Annotated in this window: 15 protein-coding genes; 7 read left to right on the plus strand and 8 right to left on the minus strand. The window is 72.4% G+C overall.

The window, feature by feature from the left end; all coding sequences use genetic code 11:
- Nucleotides 1–163: 163 nt before the first annotated feature.
- The 5 genes from DFJ68_RS09515 to DFJ68_RS09530 form a co-directional block, all read right to left on the minus strand.
- Nucleotides 164–1,069: a sulfotransferase family protein gene (locus tag DFJ68_RS09515; RefSeq protein ID WP_121032689.1), complete on the minus strand. Its 906-nt coding sequence runs from the start codon at nucleotides 1,067–1,069 to the stop codon at nucleotides 164–166.
- Between the two features lie 12 nt (nucleotides 1,070–1,081).
- Complete coding sequence (locus tag DFJ68_RS09520; protein WP_170165732.1) at nucleotides 1,082–1,966, minus strand: sulfotransferase family protein; 885 nt, start codon at nucleotides 1,964–1,966, stop codon at nucleotides 1,082–1,084.
- Entirely contained in the window at nucleotides 1,963–3,516 is a 1,554-nt protein-coding gene (locus DFJ68_RS18265; RefSeq protein WP_170165733.1) for a glycoside hydrolase family protein, read from the minus strand. The genes DFJ68_RS09520 and DFJ68_RS18265 overlap by 4 nt, the downstream gene beginning before the upstream one ends.
- Complete coding sequence (locus tag DFJ68_RS09525) at nucleotides 3,513–4,460, minus strand: sulfotransferase (protein ID WP_121032693.1); 948 nt, start codon at nucleotides 4,458–4,460, stop codon at nucleotides 3,513–3,515. Before DFJ68_RS09525 ends, DFJ68_RS18265 begins: the two co-directional genes overlap by 4 nt.
- Nucleotides 4,461–4,588: 128 nt before the next feature.
- Nucleotides 4,589–5,314, minus strand: a complete 726-nt coding sequence (locus DFJ68_RS09530; protein WP_147431547.1) for a hypothetical protein — start codon at nucleotides 5,312–5,314, stop codon at nucleotides 4,589–4,591.
- A gap of 193 nt (nucleotides 5,315–5,507) precedes the next feature.
- On the opposite strand from DFJ68_RS09530, the gene DFJ68_RS09535 reads away from it, so the two are divergent.
- Genes DFJ68_RS09535 through DFJ68_RS09545 form a run of 3 tightly spaced genes read left to right on the plus strand, consistent with a single transcriptional unit; the run spans nucleotide 5,508 to nucleotide 8,739 of the window.
- Nucleotides 5,508–6,770, plus strand: a complete 1,263-nt coding sequence (locus DFJ68_RS09535; RefSeq protein WP_121032697.1) for a glycosyltransferase family 4 protein — start codon at nucleotides 5,508–5,510, stop codon at nucleotides 6,768–6,770.
- Complete coding sequence (locus DFJ68_RS09540; RefSeq protein WP_170165734.1) at nucleotides 6,767–7,852, plus strand: sulfotransferase domain-containing protein; 1,086 nt, start codon at nucleotides 6,767–6,769, stop codon at nucleotides 7,850–7,852. The genes DFJ68_RS09535 and DFJ68_RS09540 overlap by 4 nt, the downstream gene beginning before the upstream one ends.
- The gene (locus DFJ68_RS09545; protein WP_121032701.1) at nucleotides 7,852–8,739 is read left to right on the plus strand and encodes a sulfotransferase family protein; all 888 of its coding nucleotides are present in this window, start codon (nucleotides 7,852–7,854) and stop codon (nucleotides 8,737–8,739) included. The genes DFJ68_RS09540 and DFJ68_RS09545 overlap by 1 nt, the downstream gene beginning before the upstream one ends.
- A gap of 82 nt (nucleotides 8,740–8,821) precedes the next feature.
- Here DFJ68_RS09545 and DFJ68_RS09550 read toward each other — a convergent pair whose 3' ends face one another.
- Genes DFJ68_RS09550 through DFJ68_RS09560 form a run of 3 tightly spaced genes read right to left on the minus strand, consistent with a single transcriptional unit; the run spans nucleotide 8,822 to nucleotide 11,759 of the window.
- Nucleotides 8,822–10,075 carry a sulfate adenylyltransferase subunit 1 gene (locus DFJ68_RS09550; protein ID WP_121035256.1) on the minus strand — a complete coding sequence of 418 codons (1,254 nt, stop codon included), beginning with the start codon at nucleotides 10,073–10,075 and terminating at the stop codon, nucleotides 8,822–8,824.
- Between the two features lie 5 nt (nucleotides 10,076–10,080).
- Nucleotides 10,081–10,998: a sulfate adenylyltransferase subunit CysD gene (gene cysD / locus DFJ68_RS09555; protein WP_121032703.1), complete on the minus strand. Its 918-nt coding sequence runs from the start codon at nucleotides 10,996–10,998 to the stop codon at nucleotides 10,081–10,083.
- Entirely contained in the window at nucleotides 10,995–11,759 is a 765-nt protein-coding gene (locus DFJ68_RS09560; protein WP_245963565.1) for a 3'(2'),5'-bisphosphate nucleotidase CysQ, read from the minus strand. Before DFJ68_RS09560 ends, cysD begins: the two co-directional genes overlap by 4 nt.
- Before the next feature lie 253 nt (nucleotides 11,760–12,012).
- Between DFJ68_RS09560 and DFJ68_RS09565 the strand changes: the two genes are divergently transcribed.
- The 4 genes from DFJ68_RS09565 to DFJ68_RS09580 all read left to right on the plus strand — a co-directional run bounded on the left by DFJ68_RS09565 (nucleotide 12,013) and on the right by DFJ68_RS09580 (nucleotide 16,494).
- Nucleotides 12,013–13,437: a DUF1972 domain-containing protein gene (locus DFJ68_RS09565; RefSeq protein ID WP_121032705.1), complete on the plus strand. Its 1,425-nt coding sequence runs from the start codon at nucleotides 12,013–12,015 to the stop codon at nucleotides 13,435–13,437.
- An 81-nt stretch (nucleotides 13,438–13,518) separates the two neighbouring features.
- The gene (locus DFJ68_RS09570) at nucleotides 13,519–14,277 is read left to right on the plus strand and encodes a CDP-alcohol phosphatidyltransferase family protein (protein WP_121032707.1); all 759 of its coding nucleotides are present in this window, start codon (nucleotides 13,519–13,521) and stop codon (nucleotides 14,275–14,277) included.
- A 1-nt stretch (nucleotide 14,278) separates the two neighbouring features.
- On the plus strand, nucleotides 14,279–15,571 hold the full coding sequence (locus tag DFJ68_RS09575) for a lipopolysaccharide biosynthesis protein (RefSeq protein WP_121032709.1): 1,293 nt from the start codon (nucleotides 14,279–14,281) through the stop codon (nucleotides 15,569–15,571).
- A complete protein-coding gene (locus tag DFJ68_RS09580) occupies nucleotides 15,568–16,494 on the plus strand; it encodes a glycosyltransferase family 2 protein (RefSeq protein WP_121032711.1) in 927 nt (308 codons plus the stop codon). The genes DFJ68_RS09575 and DFJ68_RS09580 overlap by 4 nt, the downstream gene beginning before the upstream one ends.
- Nucleotides 16,495–16,511: the final 17 nt, after the last annotated feature.

A 16,511-nucleotide genomic window follows, 5' to 3' on the forward strand; every position in this document is an offset into this window, starting at 1 on the left:
ACGCTCGTGACGGGCGGGCGCAGGGCGCGCCGCTGCCGCCGGGCCAGCCTAGGGCCGGCCACCGACCGTGGTGGCGGAACCGCGGAACCCCGCCCACCGGCATCCGGATGCCGGCCCGTGGCCCGGGTGCCCCGGGCTCGTCGGGCTCGCCGCGGGCGGTGCGTCAGCCCGGGTTCGACGTCGAGGTGGGGGTGCTCAGCTCGGCGGGCCAGCTGCTCGACCACCCGAGCAGGTTCGCGAGCCGGTCGTTGTGCGGCCCGAACCGGCGCTCGAGCTCGGCGAGCGTGCTGTCGGCCGGGGCGTCGATGCGCGGCTTGGGGCGGCTGAAGACGCCGAACCGATCGGGCGTGTGCGGCGCCAGCCCGAGGAAGTCGAGGACGCGGTCGTAGACCGGGGCGGGGTCGGCGTACATCTCCTCGCTCTTGAGCACGAGGACCTGCTCGCGGGGCACGTGCTCGAACCAGCGCTCGAGCTGGTCGGCGTACAGGCCGCGCGAGGCGTACGAGAACGAGCGCAGGGCGGCGTGGGCCTCGCGGCTCGTCACGTCGTGACCGAGGTAGGGGGCGAGGCGCTCGTCCTCGGCGGCGAGGGCGTCGGCGAACGACAGCGGCTCCACGCCCCGCTCGACGGAGTGCCGGTAGTGCGAGACGGCCCGGGCGGCCGGGTCGCGCAGCAGCGCGACGAACCGCCCCTCGGGCATGGCGGCGGCGATGCGCTGCGGCGCGAGCGGGTGGTAGAGGTAGTACGGGCTGGCCTCGAACGTATGACGGCCGGGCGTGGCCGGGGGGAAGTGCCCCCGGTACCAGCGCTCCCCGCGGTCGTGGAAGACCGTGAAGTACTGCAGCTCCTTGCCGATGGCGGGCTCGACGTCGGGGTGCTGCGCGAGATAGCTGTAGAGCGACGTCGTCCCGCAGCGCATGCCGCCGATGACGAGGAAGTCGGGCATCGACCCGGGGCCGTGGCGACGGGCCCGCACGCTCGCGCGGGCGCTGCGCACCGTCTCGCGCAGCCGCTGCTCGCCCTTGAGCCAGGCGGCGCGGCGACGGGAGGGCGGGGCGAGCGGGCTCACGCGGGCACCACCTCAGGCGGGTGCGAGCAGCTGGGACGCATCGCACACCTCCAGGTCGTCGACGTCGTATCCGAATCGGGCGATCTGTCCACCGTACCTGCGGCTGATGAGACGCCGCTGGACGCCCCCCGGTCGCAGGGGGTTCTCGTAGTCGCGCCACGCCTGCTCATAGCGCGAGCTGCGGTCCGGCCGGATGCCGTCGGCGGGGATCGGCTCGACGAGGCCGAGGAAGCGCTGGATGCGCTCCAGCTCGCGCTCGGGCTCACGGACGAGGTCCTCGTAGCAGAGCACGTGCAGGCGCCGCAGGTGCGGCGCGTCGGCGCGCAGCGTCTCGTGGGCGCGGACCCAGTTGTCGACGAGGGTGGAGAGCGTCGTCTGGCGGGTGAGGTCGCGGCTGAGCAGGCTGCGCCACTTCTTGTTCGACAGGGCGACGACGACCGGGTGGCGCACGACGACGATGAGGGCCGAGCCCGGGAAGGCGGCCTGCAGGAACCGGCCCATGACGAGGTTCGGCGGCGACTTCTCGAGCAGCACCCGCCGGCTCGTGTCCCAGTACGGGTCCCACGCGGAGCGCAGGCGGTGGGCGGTGTCGGGCGCGAGCAGCGGCGAGTGCTCGGTGAGGTGCGAGCGGGGGTCGCGGGCGAAGCGCCCGGACCCGCCGTAGACCTTGGCCTTGGGGTACACCGGCTGCAGGTGCTGCCCCTCGTCCTCGGGCACGCCCGTGCCCTCGAGACCGGCGATCTCCGGATGCCGGGCGAGGCTGCGGGCGAGCGGCGTCGTGCCGCTGCGGTGCAGCCCACCGATGAAGACGAGCTCGTGGTGGTCGCGCCCGCCGGCCGGTGGCTGGGGCAGCGCCTCGGCCGACGGGGCCCCACCCGAGGGGGCGCCGGCGCTCACTTGAGGGCCCCGGTGAACGACGAGAGCGGGCCGGGCAGGTCGATCTGCACCGGCGAGGTGGCGTCGACGGTGCCGGAGGCCCCGGTGGGGTCGTCGCCCGCCACGGCCGCGCTGGCGCCGGCCGGCACCGGCGCCTGGCCGCCCCACACGAAGACGGTCGAGCCGCTGCTGCCGGACGCGCCCTCGAAGCCGATGCCGGTCAGCCCCTTGCCGGAGATCGGCACCGCCTTCGCCCCGCGGCTGGCGGCCGCGAGCGCCGAGACGACGTCGCCCGCCGGGCGCACGCCCCCGGCGGGGTCGATGAGACCGAAGCGGGGCTCGTCGGAGTTGCGGCCCGACGGGTTCACCGCGAGCGGCAGCCAGATGGTGATGGTGATGCCCGCGGCCATGAGCTGCGACAGCGTCTGCACGACCTCGCCGGTGGCGGCGTCACCGCCGTCGCCGGCGCCCTCGCCGCCCTCGCCGCGCAGGAACCGGCCGACCTCCCACGCCTCGATGGGCGTGCCGGCGGGCGTCGTGGCCTTGAGGTAGGTCACGAGGGCGGGCACGACGCTCCACTTCTCGTAGAAGTGGATCTGGCGCACGTCGACGGTCTTGTCCTGCGCCAGCCGGGTCGCCATGGCGAGGTAGGTGAGGTTGCGCTTGCCCTGGTCGCTGTCGAGGACGGCCTGGAGCGAGGCGGCGTCGGTGACCTGCGGGATCTTGTCGCCGCGCGTGCCAATGCGTCGCTCGAAGTAGCTGTTCCACGCGTCGACGGCGCCCTGGACGTCGCCCGCCTTGAGCAGCCGGTCGGCGATGCCGTAGCCGTACGTCGTGCTGGCCAGGCCGAAGTCGACGACCTTGGCGGTGCGGCTGCCCGCCCGCACGGCCTCGGCGCCGGAGGTCATGAGCTGCTGCAGCTGATCGGGCGTGCCACCCCAGTAGCTCGGGCTGTTGACCTCGTTCTCGAGGGCGAACTCGGTGACCCCCTGCGGGGCGTAGCGCTGCACGGCGCTCGTGATGAACGCCTGGTAGGTCGCGAGGTCCTTGGGCATGCCCGACTCGGTCTTGTCGGTCTGGCCGCGGGTGAACTGCGGCTCGCCGTCGGTCGCCCAGCACATGCCGGTGCGGATCTTGAGCAGCAGCGTCATGCCGAGCGAGCGGGTGCGCTCGACGACCCGGTCGACCGTCGACCAGTCGACCTGGCCCTGGGTGGGCTCGATGTCGCACCAGACGAACTCGTAGTACGTGTAGCCACCCTTGAGGGTCGACAGGTACGGCTGGTAGCTGGCGAACCGGGCCCAGTCCCACTTGGCCCCGAGCGGGGTGACCCCACCGGCGACGGGCGCCGACGTGCCACCGGGCTGCGTGGAACCCGGCGTGGAACCCGGCGTGGACCCGGGTGTGCCGCCACCGGGCCCGGCGGACGACGAGCTCGAGCCGAGCTGCGACGCGGGGGGCGGGGCCGGCTCGCTGCCGGTGCAGGCCGTCAGCAGCGTGAGCGTGAGGGCCACACCGGCGGCGAGGAGGGCGCGCGGCATCCGCCGAACAGCCGGTCGTGCTGCACTCATGCCGCGCCCTCGCTCACGGGGCGCGACGCCGCGGTGGCGGCCACGAGACGGGCGGTCAGCGCGTCGGCGAGCGCGTCGACGGCGGGGTCGATCTCCAGCGGGCTGCGACCGTGCGACTGACGCGCGTCGATGTGCGCGTGCAGCGACGCGCGGTACGGGAAGTCGAGGAAGCGGCACAGGCTGCGCATCTGCCCCTCGGGGTCGCGCACGAGGTCATCGTACGACATGAGGAGCACGTCGTCCCGCGTGTCGAGGCCGAGGTCGAAGAAGAGCTCGTTGCGCACGCACCAGAAGAGCACGGCGGCCGTGTCGGCCGTCATGGATGCCGTGTCGAACGACCGCACGAGGTCGCGGGAGCGCTGGGGCAGCCGCTGCGCCTGCCACATCCCCTCGTCACGGCCCTCGGCGATGGCCCGCAGGGCCTCGAGGTTGCTCGTGCCGAACTTGCTGACCTCCGAGCGGGCGCGGTCGTGCGCGTCGCGCCACTGCCACACGGCGCGCCCGGGGCGGGTGCCGGGCAGCTCGAGCAGCTCGTCGACGCGCTGCGAGTCGCACAGCGGCTTGACGAGCACGATGCGGTGGCGCGACCGGGCGACGGTGCGCTGGAGGACGTGGTCGCCGCGCAGCCGGAACCGCTCGAAGACCGTGCGGTCGTTCTCGCCGCGCACCTCCACCTCGGGCGCCTCGTCGAGTCCGCGCAGCAGCATGTTCGTCCCCGACCGCTGCAGGCCCACGACGTAGACCGGCACGGCGTCACCTCGGCGCACCCCGTGCGCCGAGCGCCATTGGTGCTTGGCCCACGCCGTGCGGGCGCGGGTCACCGGGTTGAGCTGGTCCTCCTCGACGAGTCGACGCACCCCCTCGGTGCGGGCCCAGTGGACGTGACGGGCGACCCGGCCCGCCGTGTACCGGACGCGCTCGGTCGTCGTGCTGACGCGGCTCATGGGACGCGGACTCGCTCTCGGGTGGTCGGTTCGTGGGGCGTGCTCGGGTTCGAGCCTAAACGCCCCCGTGGGGGTCGCCTCCCGGAGCCGGACAGCGAGACGGCTTGTGCCTGCGGGTCGTTCACGCCTCACACCCCCAGGCGCACTGGTCGACCGTGCGAGGCCACGACCTGCTCCAGCTCGTCGGCGCGGGCGGGGTCGGTGCCCGCGAGGTGGGAGTGCAGGGCGGCGACGGTGTCGAAGCGGCGCTCGCCGTAGCCGGCCGACACGAAGCGCGCGTACGTCTGCTCGTCGAGGTCGAGGGCCGGGGCGAGGATGGCGGTGTTGTCGATGACGGCCGGGTAGCGGCGCGGGTCGACGCGGTACTGGCCGGGCTCGAGGCAGCCGCCCGACCGCAGCAGCAGGCCCAGCCGGTGGCCCCCGTCGCCGACGTGCAGGCGGGCCGCCACGGTGACGCCGCGGTCGGTGACGGGCACCCCGCGCACCCAGCGCAGCGTGACCGGGGGCAGGCCCGCGAACCCGTCGCGCCGGAAGGTGCGCATCATGTCGAGCGAGCGGGTGACCCGCTCGTCGAAGTGGTCCTCCAGCGACGTCGGCGTCTTCATGGCCCAAGGGCGGAACCGGGGCACCGCGACCTTCTCGAACCACAGGCGGTAGGGCTCGTCACGGGCGGCCGCGAGGAGCCGCTCCCGCGGCAGGTGCTCGTTCGCCTCGAGGAAGTCGTAGAAGCGGGCGCGGACGACGACGTCGTAGCGCAGAGGGCTGACGAGCGACTCGATGGCGATCGGCTCGCGGCCGACCGTCTTGGGCCGCCAGGTGAGGCCACGGCGAGCAGTGCGATGCAGAGTCGCCACCGCCGAACGCTTCATGGCCGCGAGTGTTCCAGACCCCGTGCGGCCGGGAGGGGGTTTCGGCCGATTGCCGTGGAAAGGCGGGCTTGCCCGCGGATCGCCTGTCGCCGGGCGGGCCTCCCCCTAGACTGCCGACGTCGTGCGGGGTCGATGTGGCCGCGCAGCGCCGTCCCGCGAGCACCAGTGAAGGCCTCCCGTGAGAATCCTGCACGTCAACAAGTACCTCTACCGCCGCGGCGGCGCGGAGGGCTACATGCTCGACGTGGCGCGGCTGCAGCGCGAGGCCGGCCACGAGGTCGAGCTCTTCGGCATGCAGCACCCCGAGAACCCGGCCGGCCTGCCCCTCGCGGACACCTTCCCCGGGCTCGTCGAGCTCGAGCCCGCCCCGGAGGGGCTGCGGGCCAAGGCCGCCGCCGCGGCGCGGATGCTGTGGTCGACCTCGAGCCGGTCGGGCCTGTCCGAGGCCATCCGCCGCTTCCGGCCCGACGTCGTGCACCTGCACAACGTCTACCACCAGCTCTCGCCGTCGGTGCTGCACGCGGTGCGTGACGCGGGGCTCCCGAGCGTCATGACCCTGCACGACTACAAGCTCGCCTGCCCCAGCTACCAGATGCTCGACCACGGCAAGCCGTGCGACGCGTGCGTCACGGGCTCCCCCGTCCAGGCGGCCCGCCGCCGGTGCAAGGACGGCTCGCTCACCGCGAGCACCCTGCTCGCCGTCGAGTCGACGCTGCACCGCGCCACCCGCGCCTACGCCCCTGTCACCGCCCTGGTCTGCCCCAGCGAGTTCCTCGCCGGCGTCATGCGGCAGGCCGGGGTGTTCCCCGAGCGCCTGCACGTCGTCCCGCACTTCGTGGCCCCGTCGGATGCCGCCCTGCCGGCCTCGCCGGGTCTCGGCTTCGTCTTCGGCGGGCGCCTCAGCCACGAGAAGGGCGTCGACACCCTCGTGCGGGCCGTGGGTCTGGCCCCGGACGTGCACCTCGACGTCGCGGGCGACGGACCGGAGCGCGCAGCGCTCGAAGCGCTGGCCGCCCAGTGCGCGCCGGGCCGGGTCCGCTTCCACGGCCGCATCGCCCGCGACGAGCTCGAGACCCTCATGCGCGGCTCGCTGGCCGGTGTCGTGCCGTCCCGCTGGTACGAGAACCAGCCCATGACGGTGCTCGAGTCGATGGGTGCCGGGGTGCCCGTCGTGGCGACGACGCTCGGCGGCCTCCCCGAGCTCGTGCGCGACGGCGTCGACGGGTGGACCGTCCCACCCGACGACCCGCAGGCCCTCGCGACCATCCTGCAGGCGGTCGCGGCCGACCCCGCCGAGGCCCGCCGCCGCGGTGCCGTCGGCCGAGAGCGCATGCTGCGCGACTTCTCCGCCGACGTGCACGTCGAGCGGCTCGACGAGCTCTACCGCGAGTGCCGGGCCGTCGTGGCACGCACCTCGACCACGACGGCGGTGACGGCGTGAGCGCGCTCGGTTCGGCACCGGCATCCGACCCCCTCGGCGACGGGCACGGTGACCCGGGCGAGGCTCCGGTGCGCGTGCTGTACTTCACCGGCAGCGGGCGCAGCGGCACGACCGTCATCAACAACATCCTCGGCCAGCTGCCCGGCGCGTTCGCGTGCGGCGAGCTGCGCTACCTCTGGCGACGGGGGGTGGTCGAGGACCACCTCTGCGCGTGCGGCGAGACGTTCGCCGAGTGCCCGGTGTGGAGCGCGGTCATGGCCTCGCCCGGTCGCCCGGGTTCCGTTGCGGGCGAGCCGATCTCGGCCGACGAGGCGGCGGGTGTCGCGGCACGGCTGCTGAACCGGCTCGCCAGCCGACGAGTGCCGGCGATGCTGGCCCGCCGCGTGGTGGGGCGCACCCCCGTTCCACCGCACCCCGACGACGCGACCGTCCACTGGCTCTACCGGTCGGTGGCCCGGCACACCGGCGGCGCGCTCGTCGTCGACAGCAGCAAGCTGCCGCCGTACGGTCTGCTGCTGCACCAGCTGCCCGGTGTCGAGGTGCTGCACCTGCACGTCGTGCGCGACTCCCGTGCCACCGCGTTCTCGTGGCAGCGCACCAAGCCGACACTCGACCACGCCGGCGGCGACCAGGTCATGCCCAAGCTGATGTTCTGGAAGAGCTCGCTGCTCTGGGCCTGGTGGAACACCCTGACGGTCGCGCTGTGGGGCCGCTCCCCCGGCTACCTCCGCGTCCGGTACGAGGACTTCGTCGCCGACCCGAGAGGTGTCATGCAGACCATCGCCGAGTGGGCCGGCCTGCCGGCCGACGACCTCCCCTTCGAGACGCCGACGAGCGTGCGCATGGCGCCGACCCACTCGGTCGCGGGCAACCCGTCGCGCCACTCGCGCGGGGCGGTCGAGATCCGCTCCGACGACGAGTGGACGCGGGCCATGCCCACCCGCGACCGTCGCCTCGTGACGGCGATGACGGCCGCCGTGCTGCTCGGCTTCGGCTACTCCCTGCGCGCCGGGGCCGTCGCCGCCGTGCGCGGCGGTGGCTCGTCGACGCGAGAGCGCCTGAGCGGCAAGGGGGTCCGCTGATGTTCGCCCTCGTCACCGGCACCGGCCGCTGCGGCTCCACCCTCGTGCACGAGCTCATCGCCCGGCACCCGCAGACCGGGTTCGTCACCAACGTCGACGACCTCGGCGTGCAGCGAACGACCCGCCGGCAGGTCGACCTGTGGCGGCGGATGCCGGCCGCGGTGACCCAGAAGGGGCGGGCGCGGTTCGCGCCCTCCGAGGCCTACCGCGTGCTGGGCCGGGAGGTGTCGCCGCTCGTGGTCGACCCCGCCGCCGACCTGCGCGAGGACGACCTCACGCCGTGGCTCGAGGAGCGGCTGCGCCGCTTCGTCCGCGAGCGTGACGAGCGCATCGGCCTGCCCGTGTTCCTGCACAAGCTGACCGGGTGGCCCCGGGCCGGCCTGCTCTCGGCCGCGTTCCCCGACGCCCGTTTCGTCCACGTCGTGCGAGACGGGCGGGCGGTCGCGAACTCGTGGCTGCAGATGCCCTGGTGGAAGGGTCACCTCGGCCCGCAGGGCTGGCACTTCGGACCGTTGCCGGCCGAGCTCGACGAGCTGTGGTCGCAGCACGGCCGCACCCAGCCGGTGCTCGCGGGCCTGGCCTGGCGGATGCTCGTCGACGCCCACGACGACGCCGCCGCGGGCCTCGGTGACCGGTGGATCACCGTGCGGCACGAGGACGTCCTGCGCGACCCGCGCACCGAGCTGACCCGCATCCTGCAGCACTTCGGCCTCGGCTGGAACGACGAGTTCGCCTCGGGCGTGGACAGGTACGCCCTGCACGAGGAGCGCACGCAGGCCTACCGCGACGACCTCGGCGGGCGTCACGTCGCCGCGCTCGAGGCCGTCATGGCGCAGCAGCTGACGCGCCACGGCTACGACCTGTCGTCGGTGGCCGCGGGCACCTGAGAGCCCAGCCAGACGCACGGATGCCGGTCCGCTCGGTGCGAGCGGACCGGCATCCGGTCTCGTCGGGGTGGCCCCGAGGGGCTCAGCTGACGGTGGTGATCATGCCCGCGGCGACGGTGCGGTTGGTGGCCTCGTCGACGAGCACGAAGCCGCCGGTGTTGCGGTTGCGGGTGTAGTCGTCGGCCATGAGCGGCACCGTCGTGCGCAGGCGCACGCGGCCGATCTCGTTGAGCGACAACGCCGTCGCCTCCTCGTCGCGGTGCAGCGAGTTGACGTCGAGGCGGTACTGCAGCTGCTTGACGATGGTGCGCGCCGAGCGGGTGGTGTGCTTGATGGCGTACTTGCCACCGAGGCGCATCGGGCTCGACTCGTCCATCCAGCAGATCATCGCGTCGATGTCCTGCGCGACGGCCGGCTGGTTGTGCGGGCGGCAGATCATGTCGCCGCGCGAGACGTCGATCTCGTCCTCGAGGCGCACCGTCACCGACATGGGCGGGAAGGCCTCGTCGACCTCGCCGTCGGCGGTCTCGACGGCGAGGATGCGGCTGGTGAAGCCCGAGGGCAGCACCATGACCTCGTCGCCCTTCTTGAGCACGCCGCCCATGACCTGGCCCGCGTAGCCGCGGTAGTCGTGCCAGTCGTCGGACTGCGGGCGGATGACGTACTGCACCGGGAAGCGGACGTCGATGAGGTTGCGGTCGCTCGCGACGTGCACGTTCTCGAGGTGGTGCAGCAGGCTCGGCCCGTCGTACCACGGCATGTTGTCGGAGCGGCTGACGACGTTGTCGCCGGCGAGCGCCGAGACGGGCATGACGGTGAGGTCGGGGACGCGCAGCTTGGCCGCGAACTGGGTGAACTCGTCGCGGATGCTCTCGTAGACCTCCTGCGAGTAGTCGACGAGGTCCATCTTGTTGACGACGAGCACGAGGTGCGGCACCTGCAGCAGGGTGGCGAGGAAGGCGTGCCGGCGGCTCTGCTCGACGAGACCCTTGCGGGCGTCGACGAGGATGAGCGCGAGGTCGGCCGTCGAGGCCCCCGTCACCATGTTGCGGGTGTACTGGATGTGCCCCGGGGTGTCGGCGATGATGAACTTGCGGTTGGGCGTGGCGAAGTAGCGGTAGGCCACGTCGATCGTGATGCCCTGCTCGCGCTCGGCGCGGAGGCCGTCGGTGAGCAGCGCGAGGTTGACGTGCTCGTCGCCGCGGTCCTTGCTCGCCCGCTCGACGGCGTCGATCTGGTCCTGGAAGACCGTCTTGGTGTCGTACAGCAGGCGCCCGATGAGCGTGCTCTTGCCGTCGTCGACCGAGCCGGCGGTCGCGAACCTCAGGATGTCCATCATGTTTAGAAGTACCCCTCACGCTTGCGGTCTTCCATGGCCGCCTCGCTGAACTTGTCGTCTCCGCGGGTGGCGCCCCGCTCGGTCACGCGGGTGGAGGCGACCTCGTCGATGACGAGGTCGACCGTGTCGGCCTGCGAGCGCACCGCGGCGGTGAGGCTCGCGTCGCCGACGGTGCGGTAGCGCACGATCTCGGTGAAGACCGTCTCCTGCGGGCGCGGCTGCTTGTGCTCGTGCACGGCGAACAGCATGCCGTCGCGCTCGAAGACGTCGCGCTCGTGGGCGTAGTAGATCGAGGGCAGCTCGATCTCCTCGCGCTTGATGTAGTGCCAGATGTCGAGCTCGGTCCAGTTCGAGAGCGGGAAGACGCGGATGCTCTCCCCCGCGTGGATGCGCCCGTTGTAGAGGCTCCACAGCTCGGGGCGCTGGTTCTTGGGGTCCCACTGGCCGAACTCGTCGCGGAAGGAGTACATGCGCTCCTTGGCCCGCGCCTTGTCCTCGTCGCGCCGCGCGCCGCCAAAGATGGCGGTGAAGCGGTGCTTGTCGAGGGCGTCGAGCAGCACCGGCGTCTGGATGCGGTTGCGGGTGCCGTCGGGCGGCTCGACGACCTGGCCGGCGTCGATGGCCTCCTGCACGCTCGCGACGATGAGCTGCACCTTGAGCTCGGCGACGCGCTGGTCGCGGAAGGCGAGCACCTCGTCGAAGTTGTGGCCCGTGTCGACGTGCATGACGGCGAACGGGATGCGCGCCGGGTAGAAGGCCTTCTCGGCCAGGCGCAGCATGACGATGGAGTCCTTGCCGCCGGAGAAGAGCAGCACGGGCCGCTCGAACTCGGCGACGACCTCGCGCATGACGAAGATGGACTCCGCCTCGAGCACGTCGAGCTGGCTCAGCTGGTAGTCGTGCGTTGGGGATGTGGTCACGGTGTGGCGTCCTCGTGGATCAGGGATGAGACGGTGTCGAGCAGCAGCCCGGCGTGCTGGGGCCGACAGATGAGCAGGTCGGGCAACAGCGGGTCGGGCTGGTTGTACCGCAGGGGGGAGCCGTCGATGCGGCTCGCGTGCAGGCCGGAGGCGAGCGCGACGGCGACGGGCGCGGCGGAGTCCCACTCGTACTGGCCACCGGCGTGCACGTAGGCGTCGACGACGCCGTCGAGCAGGGCGGTCGCCTTGATGCCGGCCGAGCCCATCGGCACGAGCTCGGCGCCGAGCCTCTCGGCCAGGCTGTTGACGAAGGCGGGCGGCCGCGAACGGCTCACCGCCAGGCGCAGGGGGCCCTCCCCGGCATCCGGTACCGGCGCGGGCTCACCCGTCGTGAAGCTGCGCCCCCGTGCGGGTCGCGCCACGGCGCCGGCCACGAGCTCGCCGCGCTCCCAGAGGGCGACGTGCACCGCCCAGTCGTCGCGGGGCTTCTCGGAGTACTCACGGGTGCCGTCGAGCGGGTCGACGATCCACACGCGGTCGGCCGTCAGCCGGACGGGGTCGTCCTTGCCCTCCTCGCTGAGCACCGCGTCGTCGGGGCGCAGCCGCGCCAGCTCGCGCACGAGGTACTCGTGCGCGCCGCGGTCACCCTCCGCCTTCAGGGATGCCGGGTCGTCGAGCCGGGTGCGCAGGCGCAGCAACACCTGCCCCGCACCCTCGGCCAACGTCCGAGCGACGTCGTGGTCGTCCATGCTGTCGTCCATCGCTCTCCTCAGGGCTAGACGCGCACACCGTACCGGGCGCCCCGCACGCTCTGCAGGGGATCACCGGAACGTGGCCAAACGGCCGATTTCGGTGGTGAGATACCGCGGTTGCGCCGCAAGCGCCCCGATTTCGTCGTTTCGCAAACGTTCAACCACTCGCCACGTACGATCTGCAGCGGGGAATCAACGAGGGCGGTGGGACGCCCCCGTACGGAGCGGCGCGAGCTGCACAGACTTTGGGGGAAACGTTTACATGCTGGGGGAAAGCACGATCGACGACGGCCTGCTCTCGATCGCGATGCTCGGCACGCGCGGCGTGCCGGCACGCTACGGGGGCTTCGAGACCGCGGTCGAGGAGGTGGGCAAGCGGCTCGCCGCCCGCGGCCACCGCGTCCGGGTCTACTGCCGCGAGGGCAACGTCGAGGAGGAGATGACCTCCTACCTCGGCATGGAGCTCGTCACCCTGCCGACGCTGAAGAAGCGCACGCTCGACACGCTCGCGCACACCGGCGTCTCGACGATGCACCTGCTCGGTCACCGCACCGACGTCGCCTTCGTCTTCAACGCGGCCAACGCGCCGTTCCTGCCGGTGCTGCGCGCCGCCCGCATCCCGGTCGCGACGCACGTCGACGGCCTCGAGTGGAAGCGCGCCAAGTGGGGCCCGGCCGGCCAGAAGTACTACCGCCGTGCCGAGGAGGCGAGCGTGCGCCTGTCGGACGCCCTCATCGCCGACGCCCAGGGCATCGCCGACTACTACGACCGCGAGTTCGGCGCCGAGACCGAGCTCATCGCCTACGGCGCGCCCATCCTCGAGAACATCGGCCACGACCGGCTCGCCGAGATGGACGTCCGCCCCGGCGAGTACCACCTCGTCGTCGCCCGCTTCGAGCCGGAGAACCACGTCGACGTCATCGTCGACGGCTACGTGCGCAGCTCGGCGCAGAAGCCGCTCGTCGTCGTCGGGTCGGCCCCGTACGCCGACGAGTACATCGCCAAGGTGCAGGCCATGGCCGGCGACGACCCCCGGGTGCGCCTCGTCGGCGGCGTCTACGACCAGGAGCTGCTCGACCAGCTCTACGGCAACGCGGCGACCTACCTGCACGGCCACTCGGTGGGCGGCACCAACCCGTCGCTGCTGCGCGCCATCGGCGCCGGCACGGCGACCATCGCCTACGACGTCGACTTCAACCGCGAGGTGCTGCAGCACCACGGTCGCTACTTCGCCACGGCGGCCGACCTGCCGGAGATCCTCGCCGACGCCGAGTTCTTCGACGACCTCACCGCCTACCGCGGCGCCCGTCTGCGCCAGCGCGCCCACGACTACGACTGGGACCGCGTCGCCGACGAGTACGAGGCCCTCGCCCGCAAGCTCGCCGTTCGCGCCACGCCCGGCCCGCAGCGCGGCCGTCGCCGTCGTGACGGCGGCAGCCGCACCGCGACCGTGGCCGCGCCCGCCTCGGTGGCGTCGGTGCCCGACCCGGCGGTCGCGCCCGTCGCCGCCGTCGCGCCCGCCGTCATGGTCAACGCCCCGGTCGTCGGGGTCGATGCCTCGGAGCCCGCTCTATACCTGGACCGCGAGCTCGCCGAGCTCGAGACGGACCTGTCCGCCAGCAGCGAGTCTCCCGACCGTGCAGACGGCGACGCCGTCGCCCTCGACGCCAACGTCGGCGAGCGCTGAGCCCGCTCTCCCCCACCGTGCCCGGTCGTCGACGCCCGCTCACGTCCGCATCGAATCGACGACCGGCCGAGGAGGCCTGCCATGACTGAGACCTTTCAGGACACGCGTCCCGAGACCTTCCGTGAGACCCTGGCCCGACTGCAGGGCGCCCAGAAGGGCGCCGCCCGCAGCGCGCCGGCCTACTCGCGCTTCGTCAACCGCCGACTGGGCCGCTATCTCGCCGCCTGGGCCTACGGGCGGGGCCTGACCCCCAACCAGGTGACCGGCGTCAGCGCCGCCTTCACCTTCACGGGCATCGCCCTGCTCGCCCTGGTCAGCCCGTCCTGGTGGCTCGGCGTGCTCGTCTGCCTGCTCTTCGTCGTCGGCTACGCGTTCGACTCAGCGGACGGGCAGGTGGCCCGCCTCACCGGGACCGGCAGCCCGGCCGGCGAGTGGCTCGACCACGTCGTCGACGCCACCAAGATCTCGGCCCAGCCCCTGGCCCTCGCCGTCGGCTTCTTCCGGTTCGACGCCGCACCGACGTGGTGGCTGCTCGTGCCGCTGCTCAACGCCGTGGTCGGGGCCGTGCTCTTCTTCGCCATGATCCTCACCGAACAGCTGCGTCGCGCCCACGGCGTCACGTCGGCCGCGCCCGTCGACGGCCGGATGCCGTGGCTGCGCTCGCTCCTCGTCCTGCCCACCGACTACGGCGTGCTGTGCCTGTCGTTCCTGCTGCTCGGTGCGACCACCCTGTTCGCCACCGTCTACGCCCTGCTCACCCTCGCCATGCTCGGGTTCGTGCTTCTCGCGGCGCGCAAGTGGTTCGGCGAAATCGCTGCCCTCGGCCGCCGGGTGCCCTGACATGAGCATCTGGCACACCGTCGGGCGCAGCGCCGGCATTCAGATCGCTGTCAGCGGCGGGTCGGGGCTTCTCGGCATCGTCACGAGCCGGCTCATCATCAGCCACTTCGGCGTGGCGGCCTACGGGCAGTACGGCCTGCTCGCCTCCCTTCCGGCTCTCATCCCCTTTGCCGACCTCGGGATCGCCGCCGTCATAGTCAACAACATCGCCGGTTCCAAGCACCCTGCGACCGACGACACCGTCCGCCGTACCATCACGAGCGCCTTCCGGGTCATGCTGACGTCCGGCCTTGTCATCGCGGCGGTCAGCCTTCTGCTCTACGTCAGCGGTCTGTGGCCGGTCGTGCTCGGCGAAGGTCTGCTGCCCGGCGGCGAGGTCGCCGCCACGCTCTGCCTCATCGTCTTCGGCCTCGGCCTCCCGCTCGGGGTCGGGTCACGAGTCCTCGTGGGTCTCGGTCGCAACCCGCTGCAGACGGCCATCCAGGGACTCACAGCGCCGCTGGTCTTCCTGTGGGTGCTCGCGATGGTGGCGGTGGGGTCGGCGGCGGCCAATTACCTCGCCATCGCTAGTTACCTCGCCCTGGCCTGTGTGCTCGGCACCATGCTCCTTGTCGCCTCGCGGCTGCTGCGCCCGCAGATCGGGGCCGCCTTACGTGACGTCCCGCGCGTGCGCCGCCGGCCGGGGGTCCCCGTGCTGCACCTTGCCTGGCCGATGCTCGTGCAGATGATTGCCCTGCCAATCGCGATGCAGACCGGGCGCATCCAGCTCAGCCACCGAGGCACGACGGCCGAGCTGGCCAGCTACAACCTCGCCTCGCAGCTGTTCGGCATCGTCCTGCAGGCGATCTACACGGCCGGGGTGGCCCTGTGGCCGTACTACGCGAAAGCCCGCAGCGACGGAGAGCGCGTCTCCCCCGCCGGGGCGACGGCGGTCTTCACCGCGGGAGGCTTGTTCATGGGGCTGGCCCTGACCGTCGTACTGCCCTTCGTCGTCAAGATCGTGGCAGACGGGGCGATCACGCTCGACCTCCCACTGGTAGCCGCCTTCGTGCTCTTCGTGACCATCCAGGCGGCGAAGTACCCGCTCGGCATGTACATGACCGACGCGAAGGGGCTCAAGTTCCAGCTCGTCCCCATCTTCATCATGATCCCGCTCACCCTCGGGCTGTCGTGGATGCTCATCCCCGTGATCGGTTCCGCGGCCCCCGTGCTCGCGACGTGCGTCTCAGTGCTGCTGTGCCAGGTGGCACCGAACATCTGGTGGGTCAGGCGTGATCTGGCGGTCGCCCGATGAGTAGCCCTGCGAAGGCCGGCCCGCCGGCACGTCGCACCGCCATCGTGGTGGTGAACTACGGCTCCCACGTCCTGCTGGCGCAGAACCTGCCCGACGACCGTGAGCCCGGCGTCGACGTCATCGTCGTCGACAGCTTTTCCACGCCGGCGGAGCGCTCAGCGGTGGAGACGCTCGCGGCCGAGCGCAACTGGCAGCTGATCACACCCGACAGCAACGTCGGCTTCGGCATCGGGTGCAACCTCGGCGCCGAGCGTGGGCTCGCGCTGGGTACCGAGGTTCTCGTCTTTGTCAACCCCGACGCCTCGCTCCCACCGGCCGCCCGCAACCGGCTCGTGGCCACCGTCGTGGCCGACGAGCGTGTCGTGGCGGCTCCGCGCATCGAGCGGCCGGACGGGTCGGTGTGGGCCTCGGGCACCACCGACCTCTACCTCGAGAGCGGGACCATGCGGGCCACACGCAAGCGGCCCACCGGGACGTCGGGGCCTGCGCCCCGGGTGCAGACGTGGCTGTCGGGAGCGTGCTTCGCCATCTCCGCGCCGCTGTGGCGCGAGGTCGGCGGTTTCGACCCCGACTACTTCCTCTACTGGGAGGACGTCGACCTCTCGTGGCGCGTGCACGAGGCGGGTGGACGTCTCGTGGCCCTCGAGGACGCCGTCGCCGTCCACGACGAGGGCCGCACGCATTCGAAGACAGGCTCGACCCGCGCCCGGTCGGGCACCTACTACTATTACAACATCCGTAATCGGATGATGTTCGCGCACAAGCACCTCCGGCCCAGTGACGTCCGGGCCTGGCGGCGGTCGAGCCTGTCCGCGGCCAAGGCGATCGTGCTGCAGGGCGGGCGGCGCCAGCTCCTGACCGGGACGACGCCGTGGACGGCGGCCGCCCGCGGTGTCCGGGACGGGCTCCGCGCAGGGCGTTGACCTGCCGGGCCCGCCAT

The sequence above is a fragment of the Terracoccus luteus genome (assembly GCF_003635045.1).
Classification (GTDB): domain Bacteria; phylum Actinomycetota; class Actinomycetes; order Actinomycetales; family Dermatophilaceae; genus Terracoccus; species Terracoccus luteus.

What these genes read in the sequence shown, in the direction of transcription:
- DFJ68_RS18265 (WP_170165733.1), bottom strand. Translation starts at nt 3,516, where the DNA reads ATGAGTGCAGCACGACCGGCTGTTCGGCGGATGCCGCGCGCCCTCCTC.
- DFJ68_RS09525 (WP_121032693.1), bottom strand. Translation starts at nt 4,460, where the DNA reads ATGAGCCGCGTCAGCACGACGACCGAGCGCGTCCGGTACACGGCGGGC.
- DFJ68_RS09545 (WP_121032701.1), top strand. Translation starts at nt 7,852, where the DNA reads ATGTTCGCCCTCGTCACCGGCACCGGCCGCTGCGGCTCCACCCTCGTG.
- DFJ68_RS09550 (WP_121035256.1), bottom strand. Translation starts at nt 10,075, where the DNA reads ATGGACATCCTGAGGTTCGCGACCGCCGGCTCGGTCGACGACGGCAAG.
- DFJ68_RS09560 (WP_245963565.1), bottom strand. Translation starts at nt 11,759, where the DNA reads ATGGACGACAGCATGGACGACCACGACGTCGCTCGGACGTTGGCCGAG.
- DFJ68_RS09565 (WP_121032705.1), top strand. Translation starts at nt 12,013, where the DNA reads ATGCTGGGGGAAAGCACGATCGACGACGGCCTGCTCTCGATCGCGATG.
- DFJ68_RS09570 (WP_121032707.1), top strand. Translation starts at nt 13,519, where the DNA reads ATGACTGAGACCTTTCAGGACACGCGTCCCGAGACCTTCCGTGAGACC.
- DFJ68_RS09575 (WP_121032709.1), top strand. Translation starts at nt 14,279, where the DNA reads ATGAGCATCTGGCACACCGTCGGGCGCAGCGCCGGCATTCAGATCGCT.
- DFJ68_RS09580 (WP_121032711.1), top strand. Translation starts at nt 15,568, where the DNA reads ATGAGTAGCCCTGCGAAGGCCGGCCCGCCGGCACGTCGCACCGCCATC.